This window comes from Actinomadura miaoliensis (genome assembly GCF_039536785.1).
GTDB lineage: Bacteria > Actinomycetota > Actinomycetes > Streptosporangiales > Streptosporangiaceae > Spirillospora > Spirillospora miaoliensis.
In genome coordinates this window covers 14144-30921 of sequence record NZ_BAAAZG010000054.1, presented here as the reverse complement: position 1 = coordinate 30921, position 16778 = coordinate 14144, and the positions used below count along the sequence as shown (strand labels likewise).

At 71.1% G+C, this 16778-nt stretch carries 10 protein-coding genes; 9 read left to right on the top strand and 1 reads right to left on the bottom strand.

Annotated elements, in window-relative coordinates; translation table 11 throughout:
• Nucleotides 1–331 precede the first annotated feature (331 nt).
• The 9 genes from ABD811_RS34240 to ABD811_RS34200 all read left to right on the top strand — a co-directional run bounded on the left by ABD811_RS34240 (nt 332) and on the right by ABD811_RS34200 (nt 16057).
• Nucleotides 332–1615 (top strand): ABC transporter substrate-binding protein, encoded by a 1284-nt coding sequence (locus tag ABD811_RS34240; RefSeq protein ID WP_344956061.1) that lies wholly within the window; start codon nt 332–334, stop codon nt 1613–1615.
• Entirely contained in the window at nt 1612–2541 is a 930-nt protein-coding gene (locus ABD811_RS34235; RefSeq protein WP_344956059.1) for a carbohydrate ABC transporter permease, read from the top strand. Before ABD811_RS34240 ends, ABD811_RS34235 begins: the two co-directional genes overlap by 4 nt.
• On the top strand, nt 2538–3440 hold the full coding sequence (locus ABD811_RS34230; RefSeq protein WP_344956056.1) for a carbohydrate ABC transporter permease: 903 nt from the start codon (nt 2538–2540) through the stop codon (nt 3438–3440). Before ABD811_RS34235 ends, ABD811_RS34230 begins: the two co-directional genes overlap by 4 nt.
• Nucleotides 3437–5773, top strand: coding sequence for an alpha-xylosidase (yicI, locus tag ABD811_RS34225; RefSeq protein ID WP_344956055.1), 2337 nt, complete (start codon nt 3437–3439; stop codon nt 5771–5773). Before ABD811_RS34230 ends, yicI begins: the two co-directional genes overlap by 4 nt.
• Nucleotides 5770–7149 carry a GH1 family beta-glucosidase gene (locus ABD811_RS34220; RefSeq protein WP_344956053.1) on the top strand — a complete coding sequence of 460 codons (1380 nt, stop codon included), beginning with the start codon at nt 5770–5772 and terminating at the stop codon, nt 7147–7149. The genes yicI and ABD811_RS34220 overlap by 4 nt, the downstream gene beginning before the upstream one ends.
• Nucleotides 7150–7251: 102 nt before the next feature.
• Entirely contained in the window at nt 7252–8265 is a 1014-nt protein-coding gene (locus ABD811_RS34215; protein WP_344956051.1) for a LacI family DNA-binding transcriptional regulator, read from the top strand.
• 248 nt (nt 8266–8513) lie between these two features.
• On the top strand, nt 8514–11549 hold the full coding sequence (locus tag ABD811_RS34210; RefSeq protein ID WP_344956050.1) for a glycoside hydrolase family 3 protein: 3036 nt from the start codon (nt 8514–8516) through the stop codon (nt 11547–11549).
• A 93-nt stretch (nt 11550–11642) separates the two neighbouring features.
• The gene (locus tag ABD811_RS34205; protein WP_344956048.1) at nt 11643–14537 is read left to right on the top strand and encodes a beta-galactosidase; all 2895 of its coding nucleotides are present in this window, start codon (nt 11643–11645) and stop codon (nt 14535–14537) included.
• On the top strand, nt 14534–16057 hold the full coding sequence (locus ABD811_RS34200; RefSeq protein ID WP_344956046.1) for an alpha-L-fucosidase: 1524 nt from the start codon (nt 14534–14536) through the stop codon (nt 16055–16057). The genes ABD811_RS34205 and ABD811_RS34200 overlap by 4 nt, the downstream gene beginning before the upstream one ends.
• A gap of 208 nt (nt 16058–16265) precedes the next feature.
• On the opposite strand, the gene ABD811_RS34195 is transcribed toward ABD811_RS34200, so the two are convergent.
• A complete protein-coding gene (locus tag ABD811_RS34195; protein WP_344956044.1) occupies nt 16266–16448 on the bottom strand; it encodes a hypothetical protein in 183 nt (60 codons plus the stop codon).
• Nucleotides 16449–16778: the final 330 nt, after the last annotated feature.

The window sequence follows — 16778 nt, the reverse complement described above, 5'->3', positions numbered from 1 at the left end:
GCCTTCGGGTCGACTTGTCCTGATCATCCCTGGCTTCCGGGCGTCCGAGGGTAACAGCGGCGTGCCGCCGCGGCCGCCGGAACGGGGCCGGGCCGCCGATGCTGGGAGCGCTCCCATAGAAAACCCCTGGTCAGCTCGGGTACAAGGGATCTTTCGGTAACTCTCCTATTGTGTCCCAGGTCACGCGGGTCTACGATCCCACAATCGAAGCGCTTCGACACCCCTTTCGACACCCGCGTTCACGACCGAGCGTCCACCGGCCCGTCCGCGACCGGAACGTTCGCGTCGCCCGGCGCGGGGGCCGCGAGTTCCCACCCCCGGAGGAGCACCGATGAACAGACCAGGCAGGGGCACGGCGCTGCTGGCCGCGCTCGCCGCGGGCTCGCTGGCGCTGACCGCGTGCGGCGGCGGAGACGACCAGTCCAACCCCAACGAGCTGCGGCTGTGGCACTACGAGGCGCCCGACAGCGCCATGGGCGTGGCCTGGAACCAGGCCATCAAGGAGTTCGAGCAGACCCACCCCGGGGTGAAGGTCAAGTTCGAGGAGAAGGGCTTCGAGCAGATCCAGAAGACGGCGCCGATGGTGCTCAACTCCAACGACGCGCCCGACATCCTGGAGTACAACAAGGGCAACGCCACGGCCGGGCTGCTGTCCAAGCAGGGGCTGCTGGACGACATGTCCGCCGAGGTCGCCAAGCGCGGCTGGGACAAGATGCTCAGCCCGAACATCGCCGCCACGTCCAAGTACGACGCCAAGGGCACCATGGGTGGCGACAAGTGGTTCGGCATCCCCAACTACGCCGAGTACACGCTGATCTACTACAACAAGGACCTGTTCGACAAGCACGGTGTCAAGGTTCCGACCAGCTACGACGAGCTGGTGCGGGCGATGGACCAGTTCGTCGCCAAGGGCGTCACGCCGTTCACCAACGCGGGCGCCGAGGTCATGGCGCAGCACTTCATCTACCAGCTCGCCCTCGACAAGGCCGACCAGAGCTGGGTGGAGGCCTACCAGCGCTACACCGGCAAGGCCAACCTGACCGATCCGGCGTGGACGGCCGGGGCCACCACGTTCGCCGACTGGGTGAAGAAGGGCTACGTCGCCAAGAGCTCGGTCAGCCTGAAGGCCGAGGACGCCGGGGTGGCGTTCATGCAGGGCAAGTTCCCGATGATGTTCTCCGGCACCTGGTGGTTCGGCCGGGTGGTCAAGGAGGCCAAGTTCGACTGGGACACCATGGTGTGGCCGGGCGGGAAGATGACGGCCGGCTCCGGCGGGAACCTGTGGGTGGTCCCCAAGGGCTCCAAGAACAAGAAGCTGGCCTACGACTTCATCGACATCACGATGAAGAAGAACATCCAGAACGCCCTGGGCAACGCGGGCGGCGTGCCGGTCGCGGCCGACCCGGCGGCGATCACCGAGCCGAAGGCCAAGAAGCTCATCGAGAACTTCGACGACCTGGCCAGGAACAACGCGCTGGCGTTCTACCCGGACTGGCCCGTGCCGGGCTTCTACGACAAGTGGGTGTCGGCCGGGCAGAAGCTGATGAACGGCAGCTCGCCCGGCTCCGTCCTGGGTGACCTGCAGAAGGACTACGACAGCGGCGTGCCGAAGTGACCGAGCGGGCCCCGAAGCAGGCGGCTGCCCGTCACCGCGACAGCCGCCTGGCCTACCTGCCGTACCTCGTCCCCGGGGTGCTGCTGTTCGCAGGCGTCATCGGCGTGCCGTTCCTGATGAACCTCTACACCAGCTTCACCGAGTGGGAGGGCATCGGCACGCCGCGCTGGATCGGCCTGGACAACTACACCGAGCTGGCCGGGGACGGCGAGTTCTGGTCGTCGTTCCGCAACAACGTCCTGGTCATCGTGGGCATGGCGATCGCGCCGACCGCGGTCGGGCTGGTGCTGGCCGCCGTGCTCACCGACCTGATCGACCGGCACTTCGGGCCGCGCACCGCCAGCGTGCTGCGCGCCTGCGTCTACCTGCCGCAGGTGCTGCCGGTCGTCATCGCCGGGATCGTGTGGAGCTGGCTGCTCAACCCCGAGAACGGCGCGGTGAACGAGCTGCTGGACGCGGTCGGCCTGGGCTCGCTGGCGCACGACTGGCTCGGCGACCCGGGCACCGCCCTGTGGACGGTCATGGCCGTGATGGTGTGGGTGCAGATCGGGTTCCCGCTGGTGGTGTTCATGTCCGGGCTGCAGCGGGTGGACCCGTCCCTGTACGAGGCGGCCGAGATCGACGGGGCGTCCTGGGCGCGGCGGTTCCGGCACGTCACCGTGCCGCAGATCCGCCCGGAGATCTTCGTGGTGCTGCTGTGGACGACGATCGCCGCGCTCAAGGCGTTCGCGCACATCTTCGTGCTCACCAAGGGCGGGCCGGGCGGCGCGACGAACGTGCCGTCCTACTACTCCTACGTCAGCTTCTTCGAACGCACCGACGTCGGGTACGGCTCGGCCATCTCCACCGTGCTGACGCTGATCATCCTGGCCCTGACCGTGGTGTTCCTGCGGATGCAGAGCCGTGACCTGGGGGAGGAGCGGTGACGACGCTGACCACGCGCACGGCCGGGGCGCCGGCCGGCGAGGAGCGCGGCCCCGCGCGGCGGACCCGGCGGCGGCGCCGGCGCGGGCCGTCGGCGTACGCGGTGCTGATCGGCATGACCGCGCTGGCCGCGATCATGCTGATCCCGTTCGTGGTGGTGGTGTTCAACGCGCTGAAGTCGCCGGCCGAGTACACGGCCAACGGACCGCTGGCTCCGCCCGAGGGCGTGCACCTGCAGGGCGTGCGGGACTTCTGGGAACGCGTGGACTTCGGCCGGGTGCTGCTCAACAGCGCACTGATCAGCGGGGCGGTCGCGGTCGGCGCGGTGCTGCTGTCGGTGCTGAACGCCTACGCGCTGGGCATCGGCCGGGTCAAGGGCCGCATGTGGGTGCTGGTGGCGCTGCTGATGGCCAACACGCTGCCGCAGGAGGCGCTGGTCTACCCGCTGTTCTACCTGTCCAAGCAGTTCGGGCTGTACGACACCCGGCTCGGCGTGATCATCGTGTTCACCGTCATCCAGAGCGCGTTCGGCACCTACCTGCTGTCGTCGGTGCTGTCGACGTTCCCGCGGCCGCTGCTGGAGGCGGCGCGGATCGACGGCGCGGGCCGCCGGCAGATCCTGTGGCGGGTGGTGGTGCCGGTGGTGCGGCCCACCCTGTCGGTCCTGCTGGTGTTCTTCTTCATCTGGACCTGGAACGAGTTCCTCATCCCCATGGTCTTCCTGCAGTCCAACGACAATCAGACGGTCTCGGTCGCGCTCGGCGTGCTGCACGGGCAGCGGCTGATGGACGCCACCATGTCCAGCGCCGCGGCGCTGCTCGGGCTGATCCCGACCGTCGTCTTCTTCCTGATCTTCCAGCGCACGTTGTCGCGCGGACTCACGGCTGGAGCCATCAAATGAAGTTCACCGACGGCTACTGGATGATGCGCGAGGGCGTGCGCGCGTCCTACCCGGCGGAGGTGCTCGACGTCGACGCCGGGACGGGCTCGTTCGTGGTGCACGCGCCCGTGCAGCGCATCCGGCACCGCGGCGATCTGCTCAAGGGCCCGGTGGTGACGCTGACCTGCTCCTCGCCCATGCGGGACGTCGTCGGCGTCACCGTCACCCACTTCGCCGGGGAGCGGGCGCCGCGTCCGGAGTTCGAGGTGGCCGCCGACCCCGACGTCGCCGCGACGGTGGCCGTGGACGACGACGCGGTCGCCCTCACCTCCGGCGACCTGACGGTGCGGGTGGCGCGCGGCGAGGAGTGGCGGGTGGAGTTCCTGGCCGGGGGACGGCGGCTGACCGGCAGCGGCTCCAAGGCCATGGCGGTCATCGACACCGATGACGGCCGCCACTACGTGCGCGAACAGCTCGACCTGGGCGTCGACCACTTCGTCTACGGGCTCGGGGAGCGGTTCGGGCCGCTGGTCAAGAACGGCCAGTCGGTCGACATCTGGAACGCCGACGGCGGCACCGCCAGCGAGCAGGCGTACAAGAACGTGCCGTTCTTCCTGACCAACGCCGGGTACGGGGTGTTCGTCGACCATCCGGGCCGGGTGTCGTTCGAGGTGGCGTCGGAGGCCGTGGCCCGCGCGCAGTTCAGCGTCGAGGGCCAGTCGATGCGCTACTACCTGATCTACGGGCCGACGCCCCGGGAGATCCTGCGCAAGTACACGGCGCTGACGGGCCGTCCGGCGCGGGTGCCGGACTGGTCGTACGGGCTGTGGCTGTCCACCTCGTTCACCACCTCCTACGACGAGGAGACCGTCACCTCGTTCATCGAGGGCATGGCGCGGCGGGACCTGCCGCTCAGCGTCTTCCATTTCGACTGCTTCTGGATGCGCGAGTTCCAGTGGTGCGACTTCGAGTGGGATCCGCGGGTGTTCCCCGACCCGCCGGGCATGCTGCGCCGCCTGAAGGACCGCGGGCTGCGGATCTGCGTGTGGATCAACCCCTACATCGGGCAGCGGTCCCCGCTGTTCGAGGAGGGCAGGGCGCGCGGCTACCTGCTGACGCGGCCGAACGGGGACGTGTGGCAGTGGGACAAGTGGCAGCCGGGCTGCGCGGTCGTCGACTTCACCAACCCCGAGGCCCGCGAGTGGTACGCCGCCAAGCTGGACGCGCTGCTGGACATGGGCGTGGACTGCTTCAAGACCGACTTCGGTGAGCGCATCCCCACCGACGCGGTGTTCTTCGACGGCTCCGACCCCGAGCGCGCCCACAACTACTACACCTACCTCTATAACCAGACGGTTTTCGAGTTGCTGCGCAAGAGGCGGGGCGAGGCCGAGGCGGTGGTGTTCGCCCGGTCCGCCACGGTGGGCGGGCAGCGTTTCCCGGTGCACTGGGGCGGCGACTGCGAGTCGACGTTCGAGGCGATGGGGGAGAGCCTGCGCGGCGGCCTGTCGCTGGGCCTGTCCGGGTTCGGGTACTGGAGCCATGACATCGGGGGCTTCGAGGGGACGCCCGACCCCGCCCTGTTCAAACGGTGGATCGCGTTCGGTCTGCTGTCGTCGCACAGCCGCCTGCACGGCAGCCACTCCTACCGGGTGCCGTGGCTGTTCGACGAGGAGTCGGTGGACGTCCTGCGCGACTTCACCCGGCTGAAGATGCGGCTGATGCCCTACCTGGCGGGCGCGGCGCGGCAGGCGTACGGCGAGGGACTGCCGATGATGCGCGCGATGGTGCTGGAGTTCCCCGGCGACCCGGCCTGCACGCACCTGGAACGGCAGTACATGCTGGGTGACGACCTGCTCGTGGCGCCGGTCTTCTCCGCCGACGGCCAGGTCGCCTACTACGTGCCCGACGGCGTGTGGACGCACTACCTGACGGGCGAGAAGGTGCAGGGCGGGCGCTGGGTGCGCGAGCGGCACGGTTTCGACAGCCTGCCGCTGCTGGTGCGGCCCGGCGCCGTGATCCCCGAGGGCGCCGTGGACGACCGGCCCGACTACGACCACGCCGACGGCGTGACGCTGCGGGTGTACGAGCTCGCCGACGGCGCCCGCGTCACCACCGAGATCCCCGCCCCGGCCGGCGGGGGGACCGCCGCGTCGTTCGTCACCTCCCGGGACGGCGCGGCGGTCCGGGTGGCGGCCGAGTTCACCGGCGGCGCGGACGTGTCGTGGAACGTGCTGCTGGCCGGTGTGCGGTCCGTCGCCCGCGTGGAGGGCGGCACGGCGGCCGAGCACGAGCAGGGCACGCTCGTGCACGCCGCCGGCCCGCAGATCGCCATCACCCTGGAGGACCGATGACCTTCCCCGACGACTTCCTGTGGGGCGCGGCGACCGCGTCGTACCAGATCGAGGGCGCCGCCGCCGAGGACGGCCGCACCCCGTCCATCTGGGACACCTTCAGCCACACCCCGGGCCGCGTGCTCGACGGCGACACCGGTGACGTGGCCACCGACCACTACCACCGGTGGCGCGAGGACGTGGCGGCCATGGCCGAGCTGGGCCTGAAGGCGTACCGCTTCTCCGTCTCCTGGTCGCGGGTGCTGCCCGAGGGGCGGCTCAACCCGCTCGGCATCGGTTTCTACTCGCGCCTGGTGGACGCGCTGCTCGAACACGGCATCGCCCCCGTCGTCACCCTCTACCACTGGGACCTGCCCCAGGAGCTGGAGGACGCGGGCGGCTGGCCCCGGCGCGACACCGCGTACCGTTTCGCCGAGTACGCCGCCCGCGTCGGCCAGGCGCTCGGCGACCGAGTCCACACCTGGACGACGCTGAACGAGCCGTGGTGCTCGGCGTTCCTCGGCTACGCCTCGGGCGTGCACGCGCCGGGCCGGACGGAACCGGTGGCCGCGCTGACCGCCGCGCACCACCTCAACCTGGCGCACGGCCTGGCCAACCGGGCGCTGCGCGACGTGGTGGCGCCGTCGGCGCGGCATTCGGTCACCCTCAACCTGCACCACCTGCGCGGCGAGCCGGAGGCGGTGCGGAAGGTGGACGCGGTCGCCAACCGGATCTTCCTCGGCCCGATGCTCGGCGGCGGCTACCCGGCCGACCTGCTGGACGACACCGCCGCGCTCACCGACTGGTCGTTCGTCCGCGACGGCGACGAGAAGACCGCCGCGGCGCCGCTGGACATGCTCGGCGTCAACTACTACAACCCCACCCGGGTGCGGCGGTGGGACGGCGCGTCCCCGCGCGAGACCGACGACGGCCACCGCGACGGCGCCGCCACCCCCTTCGTCGGCTGCGAGGACGTGGAGTTCCCGCGCCAGCCCGGCCCGTACACCGCGATGGGCTGGCCGATCGACGCGACCGGACTGACCGAGATGCTGCTGCGGCTGCACCGCGACCATCCCGGGGTGCCGCTGGTGGTCACCGAGAACGGCGCCGCGTTCGACGACGAGGTCGACCGGGACGGCCGCGTCCACGACGACCGCCGCGTCGCCTACCTGCGCGACCACATCGCCGCGGTGCGCGCCGCGATGGACGCCGGGGCCGACGTGCGCGGCTACTTCGCCTGGTCGCTGCTGGACAACTTCGAGTGGGCCTACGGCTACTCCAAGCGGTTCGGCCTCATCCACGTCGACTACCCCACCGGCCGCCGGACCTGGAAGGACAGCGCCCGCTGGTACCGGGACCTCATCGCGGCGGGCGGCGCCCCCGCCGGCACCCCGTGACCACGGCCGAGGCCGCCGCCGCGCGGTCGGGAGCCGCCCTGAACCGGCCGCTATCCTCTCCAGAATCGAATCGCTTCACATATCCGCAGACGAGGACGGCACGTGGTAAAGATCACTGACGTGGCGCGCCATGCCGGGGTGTCCCCGAGCACGGTCTCCTACGTGCTGAGCGGAAAGCGCTCGATCTCGGCCGAGACCCGCGAGCGGGTGCTGGCCAGCATCCGCCAGCTCGGCTACCGGCCGCACGCGGGCGCCCGCGCGCTGGCCAGCAGCCGGTCCAACGTGGTGGCGCTGATGATCCCGCTGCGCAGCGGCATCCACGTGCCCGTGGTCATGCAGTTCGCCGTCGCCGCCGTCACCACCGCCCGGCGGCACGACCACGACGTGCTGCTGCTCACCCAGGAGGAGGGCGTGGACGGGCTGCGCCGGGTCGCCGACAGCGCGCTGGTGGACGCGCTGATCGTGATGGACGTGCAGATGGACGACCCGCGCGTCCCGCTGCTGCGCACCCTGGACCGGCCCAGCGTGCTCATCGGGTTCCCGGCCGACGCGACCGGCCTGACCTGCATCGACCTGGACTTCCGTGCCGCCGCCGAGGCGTGCGTGCGGCACCTGGCCGAGCTGGGGCACCGCTCGGTGGCGCTGGTCGGCTCGCCGCCGGAGGTCTACCGGCGGCGCAGCGGCTACGCCGAACGCGTCGCCGAGGGCTTCCACGCGGCGGTGGCCGAGCGCGGCATGACCGGCGCGCTGCACCCCTGCGAGGCCACCGCCGACGCGGCCCGCGCGCTGGCCGCCCGGCTGCTGGCCGACGCCCACGGGCCGACCGCGGTGGTGGTGCACAACGAGCCGATCGTCGACCCGCTGGTGCGGGCGTTCCGCGCCGCCGGCCGGCGCGTCCCGGGCGACCTGTCGGTGGTCGCGATCTGCCCCGACGAGGTGGCCGAGCACGCCGAGCAGCCGCTGACGTCCGTCGCCGTCCCGGCCGAGGAGGTGGGGCGGCAGGCGGTCGAGCTGCTCATGGCCAAGCTGGAGGGCGACCGGGTGCCCGCCGCCACCCTGGTGCCGCCCCGGCTGACCGCGCGGGCCAGCAGCGCGCCCGCGCCCGTCCCGTCCTGACCGATCTCCCGCTCGCTCACCGCTCGATCCGCTCACCGCTAGGAGGACCTGGGACAAGCGATCCCGTCGGCCAATCGAAGCGCTTCGATTTCGTCGGTGCGGACGGCGCGGGCGGCGCCGCCGGACCCGGACGTCGAACGCCCGACACGACCGAACACGTCCGCACGCAACCGAACACAACCGCACAACCGCACACCTCGGGGGATGGGGCCGAATTTCCTGATCGTCGCACGAGTCGAGGAGGCGTGGTGCCGATCACCCGTCCATGGTCGTCCAGACGTACCCGTTCGCCCGGCCGCTTCCGGCGGCCGCTGATCCCCGTGGTCGCCGCGGCCCTGACCGCCGTCACCGGGGTCGCCTCGGTGGGGCTGACCGCCGCACCGGCGGCCGCGCGCGACACCCTGCCGTTCCGCGATCCCCGCCTGCCGGTGGACGCGCGGGTCGAGGACCTGCTCAAGCGGCTGACGCTCGACGAGAAGGTGTCGCTGCTGCACCAGTACCAGCCGGCCATCCCGCGGCTGGGCATCAAGCGGTTCAAGACCGGCACCGAGGCCCTGCACGGCCTGGCCTGGTCCACCGACGTCAACGCGGGCGGCGCGGTGCGCACCGCCACCGCGACCGTCTTCCCGCAGTCGGTGGGCCTGGGCGCCACCTGGAACCCGGACCTGCTGAAGAAGGTCGGGTCGGCGGTCGGCGACGAGGCCCGCGGCTACAACAAGGAGAACTCCGACGTCTGGGGCCTGCAGCTGTGGGCGCCGGTGGTGAACCTGCTGCGCGACCCGCGCTGGGGCCGCAACGAGGAGGGCTACTCCGAGGACGCCCTGCTCACCGGCGCCCTGGCCACCGCGTACGGCAAGGGCGTCCAGGGCGAGGACGGCAGGTACCTCAAGGCCGCGCCGGTGCTCAAGCACTACATGGCCAACAACAACGAGGTCCGCCGCGACCAGACCAACTCCAGCCTGCGCCCCCGGGTGAAGAAGGAGTACGACGAGGTCCCGTTCAAGCAGCCGTTGCAGGCCGACGCGGCGACCGGCGTCATGACGGCCTACAACCTCATCAACGGTCGCCCGGCCACGGCGCACTCCGACGTCAACGACCTGGTGCGCAAGTGGGCCACCAAGCCGCTGTTCAACGTCACCGACGCGGGCGGCCCCAACAACCTGGTCAACTCCCAGCGCTACTACGGCACGCTGGCCGAGGCCGACGCCGCCACCATCAAGGCGGGCGTGGACAGCTTCACCGTGGACGACACCAACTCGTCCATCACGATCAACGCCGTCAAGGAGGCGCTGTCCAAGGGCCTGCTGGCCGAGTCCGACGTCGACCGGGCCGTGCGGCACATCCTGAACCTGCGGGTGCGGCTCGGCGAGTTCGACCCGGACGGCGGCCCGTACGGCCGGATCGGCAAGAACGTCGTCGACAGCCCCGCGCACCGCGCCCTGGCCCGGCAGGCGGCCACCGAGCAGATGGTCCTGCTGAAGAACCAGGGCAGGACGCTGCCGCTCGACGCGGGCCGGACCAAGAAGGTCGCCGTCGTCGGCCCGCTCGCCAACACGCTCTACACCGACTGGTACTCCGGCGCCCTGCCGTACCGGGTGACCCCGCTGGACGGCATCAAGAACCGCCTGGGCAACAGGGGCACCGTCGCGGGCACCGAGGCCGCCGACCGCGTCGCGCTCAAGGACACCGCCACCGGCCGCTACATCACCGGCGGCGGCACGGCCGAGGGCGACTTCCTCAGGCTGGGCGCCACCACCGCCGACGCCACCACCCAGTTCGACGTGTTCGACTGGGGGCAGGGCAAGCTCACCCTGCGCAACGTCGCCAACGGGAAGATCGTGGGCCGGTCGGGCGACAACTTCAAGAACGACCAGGCGCAGCCGAACGGCTGGTTCGTCCAGCAGATGTTCGACCTGGAGAAGCAGGACGACGGGTCCTACCTGGTTCGCTACACCGGCTACGAGAAGGACGAGAGCTGGGGCGAGCCCGACAAGAACTACCTGAAGGCCGCCGCCGACGGGCGGCTGGCGCTGGGCACCAAGGCCGAGGCCGCCCGCTTCACCCGCGAGGTGCTGCGCAGCGGCGTGGACGAGGCGGTCAAGGCCGCCACCGGCGCGGACGCCGCCGTCGTGGTCGTCGGCAGCATGCCGTTCATCAACGGCCGGGAGGCCCACGACCGCGCCTCCATGGCGCTGGCCGGGGCCCAGTCCGAGCTGGTCAAGGCCGTGCGCAAGGCCAACCCGAACACGGTCGTGGTGGTGGAGAACAGCTACCCGACCACCCTCAACTGGGAGCAGGACAACGTCCCGGCCCTGCTGTGGACCAGCCACGCGGGCGCCGAGACCGGCAACGCCCTGGCCTCGGTGCTGTTCGGCGACGCCGGCCCGTCCGGGCGGCTGCCGCAGACCTGGTACCGGTCGGACAAGGACCTGCCCGACATCCTCGACTACGACATCATCAAGAACGACCGCACGTACCTGTACTTCAAGGGCAAGCCGCTCTACCCGTTCGGGTACGGGCTGTCGTACTCCTCGTTCCGGTACGGCACGCCGAAGCTCAGCGCGCACTCGGTCGCGGCGAACGGCACGGTGAAGGTCGCCGTCCCCGTCACCAACACCGGCGAGCGCACCGCCGACGAGGTCGTCCAGCTCTACACCCACCAGAAGTCCTCGCGGGTGAAGCAGCCGGTCAAGCAGCTGCGCGCGTTCGAGAAGGTGCGGCTGGCGCCCGGCCAGACGAAGACCGTGACGCTCACCCTGCGCGCCGCCGACCTCGGCCACTGGGACGTCACCCGTGACAAGTGGACGGTCGAGAAGGCCGCGCACGACGTGCTGATCGGGGCGTCGTCGGCCGACATCCGGCAGCGCGCCGCGCTGAAGGTCCGCGGCGAGACGATCCCCGCCCGCGACCTGGCCAAGTCCACCCGCGCCGCCGACTTCGACGACCAGCAGGGCGCCGAGCTGGTCGACGAGTCCAAGGTGCGCGGCGACGCGGTCGGCGCGGGCTCCGGCGACTGGATCTCCTTCGCCGGCGCCGACCTCGGCCGCGGCGTGACGGGGATCACGGCGCGGGCGTCCCGCGCGGACGTGGGCGACGCGACGATCGAGGTCCGGCTCGGCGGGCCGGACGGCCGCCGCGCCGGGACGATCACCGTCCCGTCCACCGGCGACAAGTACGCCTACCGCGACCTCACCGCGCCGATCTCCGGCGCCACCGGACGCCAGGACGTGTACCTGGTGTTCCGCGGCGACGTGCGGCTGAGCTCCTTCTCCTTCACCAGGTAATCCGCCGATCCACGGACGGTGCCCCGCCGCCTCGCGCGGGGCGGGGCGCCGTCCGTCTCCTCCGGGTCCACCCCCTCCTGGAAGGACGCCGACATGCCAGGAAGTCCCCGAACGAAGCTCACCGTCCTGCTCGCCGCGTTCGCGGCGGCGGGCGGCCTCTGGGCGCCCACCGGCGCCGCCGCCACCGAGAAGACAGCCGAAACAGCGACCGCCGGGAAGCCCGCGCACCGCGTCACCTACGACCGGTACTCGATGATGGTCGACGGCAGGCGCGTGCTGCTGTGGAGCGGCGAGTTCCACTACTTCCGCCTGCCCAGTCCCGACCTGTGGCGGGACGTGCTGGAGAAGATCAAGGCCGCCGGGTTCAACGGCGTGTCGCTGTACTTCCACTGGGGCTACCACTCGCCCGCGCCCGGCGTGTACGACTTCACCGGCGTCCGCGACGTCGACCGGCTCCTGCGGATGACCGAGGAGGCGGGCCTGTACGTCGTCGCGCGTCCCGGCCCGTACATCAACGCCGAGACCACCGGCGGCGGCTTCCCCGCCTGGCTGAAGAACGTGCCGGGACGCGCCCGCTCCAGCGACCCCGGCTACACCCGCGCCTACCGCGAGTGGCTGTCGCACATCAACCCGATCATCGCCCGGCACCAGCTCACGCGCGGCGGCTCGGTGATCGCCTACAACGCCGAGAACGAGTACGCCGCCAACACCGACGCCGCCTACATGCAGGACGTCCAGAAGCAGGCGCGGGCCGCCGGCATCGACGTGCCCATCACCCACAACCAGTGCTGCGACGCGTCGTGGACGCCGACGTGGGCGTCCGGGCAGGGAGCGGTGCAGATCCCCGGCGTGGACGACTACCCGCAGGCGTTCGAGTGCCGCGAGCCGGACGTGTGGGGCACCTGGGGCGAGGGCGTCACCGAACGGCTCAGCGACGACGCCCCCGTGTACGCGGCCGAGTACCAGGCCGGGGCGATCGACGGCAACAAGGCCGGGTGCGAGGGCTGCCGCGAGCTGACCGGCCCGAACTTCATGAAGGTGTACTACAAGTCGAACCTGATCACCTCGGGCGCGACGATGTTCGGCTACTACATGTCGTTCGGCGGCACGAACTGGGGCCGCCTCGCCCAGCCCAACGACGTCTACACCTCCTACGACTACGGCGCCGCCATCACCGAGAACCGGCAGCTCACCGGCAAGTACGACGAGTTCAAGCGGCAGGGGCTGTTCACCACCACGGTCGCGCCGCTGACCAAGACCGACCCGGCGGCCGCGCCGTCGTCAGACGACGCCGCCGTGCACACCGAGGCCCGCGCCAACCCCGACACGCGCACGCAGTTCGTGCTCGTCCGGCATCCCGACCGCAAGACCGACGCCGACGCGTCCGCCGACCTCACCTGGAACGCGCCGGACGGCACCTACAAGGTCCCGGTGCGGGTGAAGGGACGTGACGCCAAGGTGCTGGTCGCCGGGTACGACATGGGCGGCCAGCGCCTGGCGGTCTCCAGCTCCGAACTGCTCACCCACACCACCGCCGGCGGACGCGACGTCGCCGTGCTCTACGGCACCGAGGACGTCCCCGGCATGACCGTGCTGCGCTACACGTCCAAGCCGACCGTCAAGGTGCTGGACGGCGACGTCCGCTCGACCTACGACGGCAACGGCAACCTCCAGCTCGACTACGACCACCGGGGCCTCGCCCGCGTACTGATCACGGGCGGCGGGCGGCGGCCGCTGCTGCTCCTGCTCGGCACCGAGGCCGAGGCCGCGAAGTTCTGGAAGTCCGGCGACCTGCTGGTGCGGGGCGGCACCCTGGTGCGCTCCGCCAAGATCACCGGAAACACCGTCCACCTGCGCGCCGACACCGACAGGGCCACCGACGTCGAGGTGTTCACGAACGCGTCCCGCATGACCGTGAACGGCGCCCCCGTCCCGACCCGAAACACCTCCGACCGCACGGTGATCGGCCGCGTGCCAGGGCCCGCCAAGGTCCGGCTGCCCGAGCTCACCGGCTGGCGCACGGCCTCCGAGGCGCCCGAGGCCGCCCCCGGCTTCGACGACCGGACCTGGACCGTCGCCGACCGCACCACCACCGTCAGCCCCATCAAGCCGAAGACCCTGCCCGTCCTGTACGCCGACGACTACGGCTACCACCACGGCCACGTCTGGTACCGGGGCCGCTTCACCGCCACCGGCGAGGAGAGCGAGGTGCGGCTGAACGCCATCACCGGCAAGGGCGGCATCTACCAGGTGTGGCTCAACGGCCGCTACCTGGGCTCGGCCGCGGGCGGCGAGCAGAAGGACTCCGACGCCCCCATCAACCCCGACCCCGGCCCCGGGAACTTCACCGTCCCGTCCGGGCTGCTGAAGAAGGGCGAAACAGCCGTACTGTCCGTCCTGGTCGAGAACATGGGCCACAACGACGACTGGACGGCCGAGGACACCCGGCAAAAGCAGCCGCGCGGCCTGGTCGGCGCGTCCGTCGCCGGCGCCGGCCCGATCGCCTGGAAGATCCAGGGCACGGCGAAGACCGACCGCGTCCGCGGCCCGCTCAACAACGGCGGCCTGTACGGCGAGCGCACCGGCCGGCACCTGCCCGGCTTCGCCGACCGTTCGTGGACGCCGGCGTCCCCGGCCGCGCGCCAGGTCGGCCCGGGCGTGACGTGGTTCCGCAGCGGCTTCCGGCTCGACCTGCCCAAGGGCCACGACGTCCCGCTGACCCTGCGATTCGGCGGCGGAAACGGCGCGGAACACCGCGTGCTGATCTACGTCAACGGCTGGAACCTCGGCGAGTACGTCACCGGGGGACCGCAGCGCGACTTCACCCTGCCCGCCGGCATCCTGCGGCAGCGCGGCGCCAACACCCTCGCCCTCGCCGTGGTCGCCGAAGGTCAGGCCACGGTCGGCCCGATCAGCCTGAACGCCGTGGCCGCCCATCGCGGCGGCGTCCCCGTCAACGACGTCCCCTCACCCGGGAGGACCTCATGACGCAGCTCAACCGCCGCACCTTCCTCGGCGCGGCCACCGCCACCGCCGGAGCCGCCACGCTCCTCGGCGCGCCCGCCCCCGCCCAGGCGACGATCGGGTCGCGGGGCAACCGCTACGCCCTGCAGAAGCGTTTCGTCGACTGGCGCTTCGGCATGTTCCTGCACTACAACATGGGCACCTACCACGACGCCGAATGGGTGGAGCCCGAACAGGACCCGCAGTCCTTCAACCCCACGCACCTCGACTGCGGCCAGTGGGCGGACGCGGCCAAGTCCGCAGGCATGAAGTTCGGCGTGCTGACCGCGAAACACCACGACGGCTTTTGCCTATGGCCGTCCAAGCACACCGCCTACTCGGTGGCGTCCAGCCCGGCACGGGGACGCGACATCGTGCGCGAGTACGTCCAGGCGTTCCGCTCGCGCGGCCTGGCACCCTGCCTGTACTTCTCGATCTGGGACCGGACGAACGGCGTCGGCCCCACCGGCTTCGACGACCGTCCGCCCATCACCCCCGAGGCGATCGCGTTCGTCAAGAACCAGCTCACCGAGCTGCTCACCGGCTACGGGCCCATCCCGCTGCTGATCTTCGACGGCTGGGCCTGGCACTGGGCGTTCGGCCACCAGTCGCTGCCGTTCCACGAGATCCGCGAGCACGTGGCGTCACTGCAGCCCGACTGCCTGGTCCTCGACCTGAACGGGCTGAGCGTCCCCTGGCACTCGGAACTGTTGTTCATCGAGGAGACCAAGGGCGGGGTGTTCTGCCCGCCCGGCAACCTCTACGCCGCCTCCCAGGGGCAGACGATCGCCCCGGCGGGCTGGTTCTGGCACCGGTCGACGCCGACGAACCTCCTCAGCGTCGAGCAGATCGTCGACGGTCACCTCAAAACACTCGAAGCCCGGTACTGCACCTTCATCCTCAACTGCCCGCCCAACCCGCAGGGCCTGCTGGACGACACCGTCGTCCAGACCCTCCGCGACGTGGGACGACGCTGGAGGCCCGACCGGACCCGCCCGCCGCTCCCACCCCAACCCGACGCGGTCATGCACCCGCTCACCCCGGCAGCGGCCACCGCCACCAGCGGTGACGCCACCCGGGCCGTGGACGGCCACAGCGACTTCGGCTGGAACGGCCAAGCCGACCAAACACTGTGGACGTCCGACACCGCCCCCACCAAGACGTCCCCGCAATCCGTCACCCTCGACCTGGGGCGCGTCTACTCCGGCATCGACGTCCTCACCTACCTGCCCCGCCAGGACACCCGCACGGACTTCGTCCTGGAGGACTTCCACACCGACGGCAACATCACGTCCTACCGGATCACGGTGAGCACCAACGGCAGCACCTTCCGCCCCGTCGCCCAAGGCGACTGGCCGGCCGACCACACCCTGAAACAGATCACCTTCCGCCCCTCCACCGCCCGCTACATCCGCCTGGAGGCCCTGGCGGCGTCCGGCAACACCCCGGCCACCGCCAGCGAAATCGGCTGCGGCGGTCTCACCACCCGCCCCCGTCCGCTGTAACCGGCAGGCCGATGAGACGCCGTTCCGCGCGGGGCGACGGCCCTTGGCCGTGTAGACCGGCCTGCGGGAATCCGGCGGCCGGTGCCCGGGGAGGACGGGGTGTCTCTGCGGCGGCCCGGCGCCACGCCGGGCCGCCGCAGCTCTGAAGGCGCGGCACCTCGCCTTTCGATGCCCGTGGCAGGGACGCCGTGTCCTTGTACGGTCGAGTTCAGGCAGGTGCAACGACCTCTGCCTGGCAGGCGAGGCACATCAGTGTGTGCTCCACCACGTGGCCCTGCTTGAACCGCTGACCCAACTCGACGGCGTACTCGTCGCACTCAGGGCACGTCCAAGGGCCGGACTCGCCCTGCTTCGCCGAACGGATGATGTGATTCCACTCATCGTCACTCATCCCGGGATCCTACGGCTCTCCGGAGCGTCGGCTGAGGCTGAGATGCGGGCTCCCATGAGCGACTGCCTCGTGTACGTCGACCTGGCGGGCGGTCCCTGCGATGGCGGGACGCTTCCGGTCCGTCTCCGGTCCGTCTCCGGCCCGGAACCCACCGCGAATGATCTCGGGGGTCGATCTATGTGAGGTCCCAGTCGGCCTGTAGTGCATAGGCACCAGGACACGTGAGTGGCTGGTCCGGGTGCACCAGATCTAGACGGTGGCGGGGGACGATGCCCGGCGGGGGTGCCGGAGGGGAGTGTGGGAGGCGCGTGAATCTCGCGCTGCGCCACG

What these genes read in the sequence shown, in the direction of transcription:
- ABD811_RS34200 (WP_344956046.1), top strand. Translation starts at nt 14,534, where the DNA reads ATGACGCAGCTCAACCGCCGCACCTTCCTCGGCGCGGCCACCGCCACC.
- ABD811_RS34205 (WP_344956048.1), top strand. Translation starts at nt 11,643, where the DNA reads ATGCCAGGAAGTCCCCGAACGAAGCTCACCGTCCTGCTCGCCGCGTTC.
- ABD811_RS34195 (WP_344956044.1), bottom strand. Translation starts at nt 16,448, where the DNA reads ATGAGTGACGATGAGTGGAATCACATCATCCGTTCGGCGAAGCAGGGC.
- ABD811_RS34240 (WP_344956061.1), top strand. Translation starts at nt 332, where the DNA reads ATGAACAGACCAGGCAGGGGCACGGCGCTGCTGGCCGCGCTCGCCGCG.
- yicI (WP_344956055.1), top strand. Translation starts at nt 3,437, where the DNA reads ATGAAGTTCACCGACGGCTACTGGATGATGCGCGAGGGCGTGCGCGCG.
- ABD811_RS34220 (WP_344956053.1), top strand. Translation starts at nt 5,770, where the DNA reads ATGACCTTCCCCGACGACTTCCTGTGGGGCGCGGCGACCGCGTCGTAC.